Source organism: Pandoraea sp. CB10b_02 (assembly GCF_002216225.1).
GTDB classification, from domain to species: domain Bacteria; phylum Pseudomonadota; class Gammaproteobacteria; order Burkholderiales; family Burkholderiaceae; genus Pandoraea; species Pandoraea nosoerga.
In genome coordinates this window covers 1-6542 of the sequence record NZ_NJGW02000043.1, presented here as the reverse complement: position 1 = coordinate 6542, position 6542 = coordinate 1, and the positions used below count along the sequence as shown (strand labels likewise).

The following is a 6542-nucleotide window of genomic DNA, read 5'->3' as shown; positions in this document are numbered from 1 at the left end:
GGGCAAGGACTTTGCTCAGGTGAAGGCCGGGCTTGATGAGCAGACGAAGGTGCAGGGGGTGATCAATGGTCAGGCGGGGAGTGCGTCGGGCAAAGAAATTGCGGCTCGCATGAACGCCAAGGACTACGCGAACGAGGCGCAGGCGAGAGCGGATTTGGTGCTCCAGGAGCAGGCGCAGGTGCTGCTCGAGAAAACGCGCCAGACCGATAAGGATGCGCACATCAAGGATGTGAATGGTAAGCCAGTCGTGGTTGACGGCAAGCAGCAGGCGGTCCTGCCCTCGGACCAGGATCCGTTGGCGCAGGCGCTCAAGGACGGCAAGACGGCGCTGGATCGGGCGAAGCAAGAAGCGCAGGCGGAGCCGGATCCGAAGCTGCGTGAGGCGCTGAAGCATGCATTGGAAGCGCTGAAGTCGCCGACGAAGCGGGAGGTCGCCGAAGCGCAGGCGCACGTGCGCGAGCAGTTTGCGCATGAAGCGAATGCGACAGCGCGAGCGCAGCTCGATCAGGCGTTCGAAGAGGCGATCAAGAAGGCGCAGGCGGCCTCTGACACCGGCTTGGTGGAAGCGCTGAAGGCGAGCCGCGAGGGTCACACGTACAAGACGGCGGCAGAGCTCAACGCGGCGCTGTCGTCTTATGAGAAGAGCCGGCAGGCGGTGGACGCAGCGCAACGCGAAGTGGAAGCGGGGATGCGCGATGGGAAGCAACTGGATACGGACGTAAGCAATGTGCCGGGTCTGGATGCGCGTCTGATGCGAGCCGTGTCGGGTGCGGACGCAGCGCAGCAACTTGCGAAGATCAAGTCGGTGCTGGCGGAGCAGAAGAAGGTTCAGACGCTGATCAACGCGGAGAAGCAAGAGGCGATTCGTGCGCGGATGAACGGCAAGGACTACGCGAGCGAGCAGGAGGCGCGGGCGGACCTGGCGTTGCAGAAGGCGGCGCAGGCGTTGCTGGATAAGCAGCGGGAGAAGGACCCTGGGGCGAAGATTGTCGAGATCGGCAAGAAGCCGGTGGTGCTTGACGGCCAAGGCAAACCGGCGGACGGGAAAGATGCGTCCGCGGTAGAGGCGGCGCAGAAGGAAGCGGATAAGGCGCTGGACGAGGCGATCGGGAAGGCCGATAAGGCGGGTCAAAAGGATCTGGCGGCCGCGTTGCGGGCGGACAAGGCCGCGCGCGTGTACCACACGAAGGCGCAGGTGGAGGAGTCGCTGGCGTCGCTGAGTGCGGCGAACGATCTGCATGCAAGCGTGGAGCCGTTGTGGACGGATGTGCAGGCGCTCGATGCAGCGTTGAAGAAAGACGAGGCGCTCAATGCGCGGATGAACCGTTTTGCGCGGGGCAAGGACTTTGCTCAGGTGAAGGCCGGGCTTGATGAGCAGACGAAGGTGCAGGGGGTGATCAATGGCCAGGCGGGGAGTGCGTCGGGCAAAGAAATTGCGGCTCGCATGAACGCCAAGGACTACGCGAACGAGGCGCAGGCGAGAGCGGATTTGGTGCTCCAGGAGCAGGCGCAGGTGCTGCTCGAGAAAACGCGCCAGACCGATAAGGATGCGCACATCAAGGATGTGAATGGTAAGCCAGTCGTGGTTGACGGCAAGCAGCAGGCGGTCCTGCCCTCGGACCAGGATCCGTTGGCGCAGGCGCTCAAGGACGGCAAGACGGCGCTGGATCGGGCGAAGCAAGAAGCGCAGGCGGAGCCGGATCCGAAGCTGCGTGAGGCGCTGAAGCATGCATTGGAAGCGCTGAAGTCGCCGACGAAGCGGGAGGTCGCCGAAGCGCAGGCGCACGTGCGCGAGCAGTTTGCGCATGAAGCGAATGCGACAGCGCGAGCGCAGCTCGATCAGGCGTTCGAAGAGGCGATCAAGAAGGCGCAGGCGGCCTCTGACACCGGCTTGGTGGAAGCGCTGAAGGCGAGCCGTGAGGGTCACACGTACAAGACGGCGGCAGAGCTCAACGCGGCGCTGTCGTCTTATGAGAAGAGCCGGCAGGCGGTGGACGCAGCGCAAGCTAGGGCCTCGCAAGTGACGTTGCTCAATGATGTCCTAGCCAAGGTTCCAGGACTGGCGACTCGACTGAGCAAAATCACTCGTACCGGATCAGCATCCGAAAAACTGGTCGAGTTGATGAAGGTTCTGCCGGTGCAGATTGAGGTGCAAAAGTTCATTAATGAGCTCCCCCATGATTCGGAACCCGACCGGGCACTCGTCGCGCGGATGAATGCGAAGGTGTATCCAAGTGAGCGGGCGGTAAGAGACGATCTAGTCGTGCAACGCGCATTGCGCGACGCGATAGCGAGCGCGCGTTTGAACAAGGATGACGCGCTGGCCAAGGCGCTGATGAGCGATGAGTACCACACGGCAGCCGACATTGGATCAGCTGTGCGCGCATACGAGCAAAGTCAGAGGGTGGCCAAGGAGCTCGATGCACAGGGGCTGAAGATTGCCGACATTGACGCTCGCTTGTCTCGTACCCCCGGATTGGCAGCGCGCCTTGAACGCTTTTACGAGCGTAGTGGCCGTAACTTGGCCAGGGTGGAGGCGGCCGTTGATGAGCAGCAAAAGATCCAGACGCTAATTAACGGATTGCCGAAGACCGGGGATGCTGGACGGGCAATCATTTCGCGGATGAACGCAAAGGACTACGCGAGCGTACAAGAAGCCCGGGCGGATCTTTTGGCTCAGCAGGGTGGGTTGATGGTGGATGCCGAAATTATCAAGGCTAAGGTCGCGGGCAACGTGGATCTGGCTGAGGCTCTGAAAAAGGCTCTGGCAGGCGGGGTTGTGCTCACACCAACGCAGGCTCAGGCATTACTCGACAAGGTCAATCGAGCGCAGGCCGACATGGCGCTTGAGCGAGCGATCCTGCACGCAAACCAGGCAGGGAATATGGAGTTGCTGAACTCGTTGATGGCGGCCCGGGGTTCCGGGATGTTCAAAACGAAGGAGCAGGTCGACGTTGCTGTTAGGGAAATTGAACAAGCATTGGCGCGCGCCGGGCTGAGTTGGAAGGCTCACGAAACGGTGGGCTCGATGGAGGCGGCCGCGCAAGGGTTCGGACGTGACGAATCCAACGGGGAGCCGCGCACGAGAATCCCAAGAAGCCCGTGGGTGAATGAGGATCAGATGCTTGTCGATATGTATGGCCGAGTGGTGCCCGTGCCGTATCTGAAGACGCAGTCTGGTCACTATGTCTATCGTCGCGCGGATGGTTCACTGACGACGGACATTCATGGTGGCGCGATGCCAGAGGGAGAAATCATTGTGGATGAGCGGGAACGCAAAAAGCGCGCCGCACCGGTGTTCATCTCGGAGGAGCGCGAGCACCCGTAATGGGAACAGAGGCGGGGGGGATACCCCCGTGTGCGCATTGTGAAAAGGCTTCTAGCGGTGAATGACCGTGGGAAGAGGGCCACCTCGCGTGCATCGTACCTGTTGGGAAGGCTGTGCGTCCATGTGAGAGCATCGGGTGCCGCATTTACTGAGTATATCGAGACACTGAGCCGATCATGATCGTGCGTCAACTGTACCTTCCGGTTTTGGGGAAGCATCAATTGGTCTACGGCCGGATGCCGTTGCCTACGGTGTTTCCCAAGTACGGGATGATTTCGGGCTTTCGTCAGCGGGACCTGTCGAAAGAGGGGGCGAGGCTAGGTGCATTTTTCAGCTTGGAATCCGTTGGGCAAGGGGCTGAAAAGATCAATGCGGCGTCGTTGCTTCGAGCGCCAAGCGCCGAGGGTGGGGGCGGGCCCTCGACAGAGTCGCAGGTCGCTCGGAGCACATTGGTGGTGCGGCCTGCAGCTCGACTGCGGGCATATGGTGTGCTGATTTGTGGCGTGTGTATTTCCATCGCGACGCTTTGGATGACTGGAGCGGACGTGGATGAGCCCGGGGCAGAAGACGGAGTCAAACCTGTGCCTCACGTCGTACAGCCGTTGCCGGCGGCGGTGACGGTGACCCAGAACCCGACTTCAGTCGCATCGAGTGCTCCTGTTTTGCCTGAAGTGGCGCATCAGGCATCAGAACCGCTGGCGCCACATGCCGTGGAGCCGACTCAGGCAAAGGGGCGGCCTGCCGTATCGCGCAACCGAGCTTTCGCGCGCCGAGGCAACGTTCGCTTGAGGCAAGTGGCCAAAGCGGCAGGTCAAGGATCCCCCAAGCGTGAGGTTATCGCTGAAGACAACCCGATTGAAGATGAAGAGGGTGGTGCGAGCCCCAAAAGCGAGGTCGAAAGACAGGTGATTGGAGGCTTGTTGACACGGGAGCGATTGCCTGCGCCGGAAATTCAATCAGAGGCTTGGACAACGATGATCGATCACCATCGTTTAGTACGTCCCAATTGATGCGTTCTCATGTCGCGAGCCCCGATGAGTTTTTGGGGGCACGTGAATTGAGAATGCGTTAAGGCTGGAGTGTTGGTGAGTGAGTTGCTCCAGTTGCATTTTGTCGAGAATTCACACGAGTGAAATTTGATGAGCTTTGGGCCCACTAGAAAATGGGGGGCCATTGCGTGTAGGAACTGATGCGAGGATTGTAGATTAAATGGGATCTTATTCGAAAAAAGGTGCGATCGTGATGTGCGTAGGGTTGAGCGCCGCGGTATTGGAAGCGGGCTCAGTGAGAGCACAAGTGCCCGTGCATACTCAAATTCCCAACGCGGGATCAATCCTGCAGCAAAAGAAATCCGAATCGCGTAATTTTGATTCTCCACAGGGTTCAATTCAACCAGAAGACGTGTTGAAGCACCCTGTTGAGAAGAAGGACTATGAGATCAAGCGTTTTCGCTTCGAAGGCAATACCAAGGTCCCGAATGACGAACTTGCCGAAGTGGTTCAACCGTACTTAGGGCAACGCGTTTCCCGGCTTCAATTGGAGCAGATCGCAGAGGCACTGGGTGCGGTATATCGCACTCGCGGCTATGGGTTTACGTCAGTGACGGTCTCGCCCGACGGTCTCGCAGATGGTGATGTCTTGTTTTTGATCGTAGAGGGCCGGGCCGGTAAGCTTCAACTCAACAATCAAAGTCGCGCGAATGATTGGCTATTGCGAGGGGCGCTGGATCGCTTTGAGCGCAATCCGGATAACACGGATAACCTTGATCGCGCGAGTCTGCTGATGTCGGACACGCCAGGGGTGGCGTCGGCCAGTGCTCGTTTATCCAGCGGTGAGACCCCAGGGACGGTGGACGTTACGATGGATGTTCAGCGCTCGCCACTGATCACAGGCAGCGCATCGATAGATAACTACGGCAGCCGTTCCTCTGGACGCGGTCGTATGAGTGCAATGCTTGGGATATACAGTCCATTTGGATGGGGTGATTCGCTGCGCCTGAACGTCTCGGGGATGCCGTTTCACCCTGATGGTGATTCGACCCTAGGTGGCGTGAGCTACGACTTCCCATTGGGAAACAGAGGGCTTCGAGCCGGAGTGGCGTACAACCGACTGCAATATCACCTGGGCGGGATTTATTCGGGGCACTTCGATGGGACTGCGGACGTGTGGTCTACATATGCAAGTTATCCCATTGTACGTACGCAGACGAATAATCTTTACGTACGCGTCACCTACAGCCATAGTCTTTACAACGATAATCAAGTCGGCTTTGAAAACCGAAGGCACTCAGATGCCGTAGCAGCCATGCTGTATGGTAATCGTCAAGATACGTGGTTCGGGCGCAGTGGTGTTAATCGATACTCTGCCACGCTTACGCACGGGAGTTTGAGTTATGACAGCCCGATCTTCGCGCACCAAGACCAACGGGGAAGTCGGACGGCCGGAGGGTATACAAAGCTTGAGGGAACACTCACACGCCTTCAGCAACTGAGTGCTACCACATACGTACAAGCGGAACTGCTAGCACAGTACGCGTTTAAGAACTTGGACGGTTCGTCGCGTATGGTATTGGGTGGGCCATCTACAGTGCGGGCGTTTAGCTCGGATTTCGTTTCCGTGGATACGGGGCTCGTGTTTCGAGGGACGGTCGGCTGGCGTTTGCCCGTTGCGTTGCCGGTGACGGTGTACGCATTTTACGACGCGGCCACAGGAGTGCTGCGGCACGATCCGATTAAGGGGATGTCCAACAACGTCAATGTGAGAGGAGCCGGACTCGGCATTGATGTGACATACCGCAGCGTGACGGGATCAATGAGCGTGGCCCGTCGTCTTGGAGGGCAGGCTCCAGGATTGGACGAGCAACCTAAAGCTTGGCTTTGGGCGTCGCTCAGCTATTCATTCTGATAGCAATTCAACTGGCGGAGGCGAGCTTTTCTCCGCTCTTTGATGCTTGTACTTCTTCCCGAATCTGTTGGTTGTCGATGAAATTGGCTATTTGCCATTTCTCCGGGAAGAAACCTACCTGTTCTGTCTCGTCAACCCTGCCTCACGGTACAGGCGATAGATGCGCTTGTGATTGGCGTGCGTGCCTTCGCGTTCCACTAGGGCGTGCAGCCGGCGGTAGCCGAATCGACGACGTTCGTGCGCCAACTCCACCAGACGCGCCGCTAGCACTTCATTCTCGGGGTCCGGCTTCGCGTCGTAATGCAGCACG

Annotated in this window: 3 protein-coding genes and 2 pseudogenes; 4 read left to right on the top strand and 1 reads right to left on the bottom strand. The window is 58.8% G+C overall.

The window, feature by feature from the left end; translation table 11 throughout:
* Positions 1–19: 19 nt before the first annotated feature.
* From CDN36_RS22370 to CDN36_RS22635, 4 genes and pseudogenes are all read left to right on the top strand, one after another.
* Positions 20–3328, top strand: a complete 3309-nt coding sequence (locus CDN36_RS22370; protein ID WP_287497970.1) for a hypothetical protein — start codon at positions 20–22, stop codon at positions 3326–3328.
* 176 nt (positions 3329–3504) lie between these two features.
* Entirely contained in the window at positions 3505–4338 is an 834-nt protein-coding gene (locus CDN36_RS22365) for a hypothetical protein (protein WP_287497969.1), read from the top strand.
* Between the two features lie 199 nt (positions 4339–4537).
* Positions 4538–6232 carry a ShlB/FhaC/HecB family hemolysin secretion/activation protein gene (locus tag CDN36_RS22360; protein ID WP_287497968.1) on the top strand — a complete coding sequence of 565 codons (1695 nt, stop codon included), beginning with the start codon at positions 4538–4540 and terminating at the stop codon, positions 6230–6232.
* Positions 6233–6290: 58 nt separating this feature from the next.
* Positions 6291–6389 (top strand): annotated as a pseudogene (locus CDN36_RS22635) (AAA family ATPase); the annotation flags it as partial.
* Here the strand turns inward: CDN36_RS22635 and CDN36_RS22355 are convergent.
* Positions 6350–6542, bottom strand: a pseudogene (locus CDN36_RS22355) (IS3 family transposase); the annotation flags it as partial. The pseudogenes CDN36_RS22635 and CDN36_RS22355 sit on opposite strands and share 40 nt — an antisense overlap.

Bases quoted from the DNA above. Each gene is read 5' to 3' on its own strand.
- CDN36_RS22365 (WP_287497969.1), top strand. From the start codon at position 3,505: ATGATCGTGCGTCAACTGTACCTTCCGGTTTTGGGGAAGCATCAATTG.
- CDN36_RS22360 (WP_287497968.1), top strand. From the start codon at position 4,538: ATGGGATCTTATTCGAAAAAAGGTGCGATCGTGATGTGCGTAGGGTTG.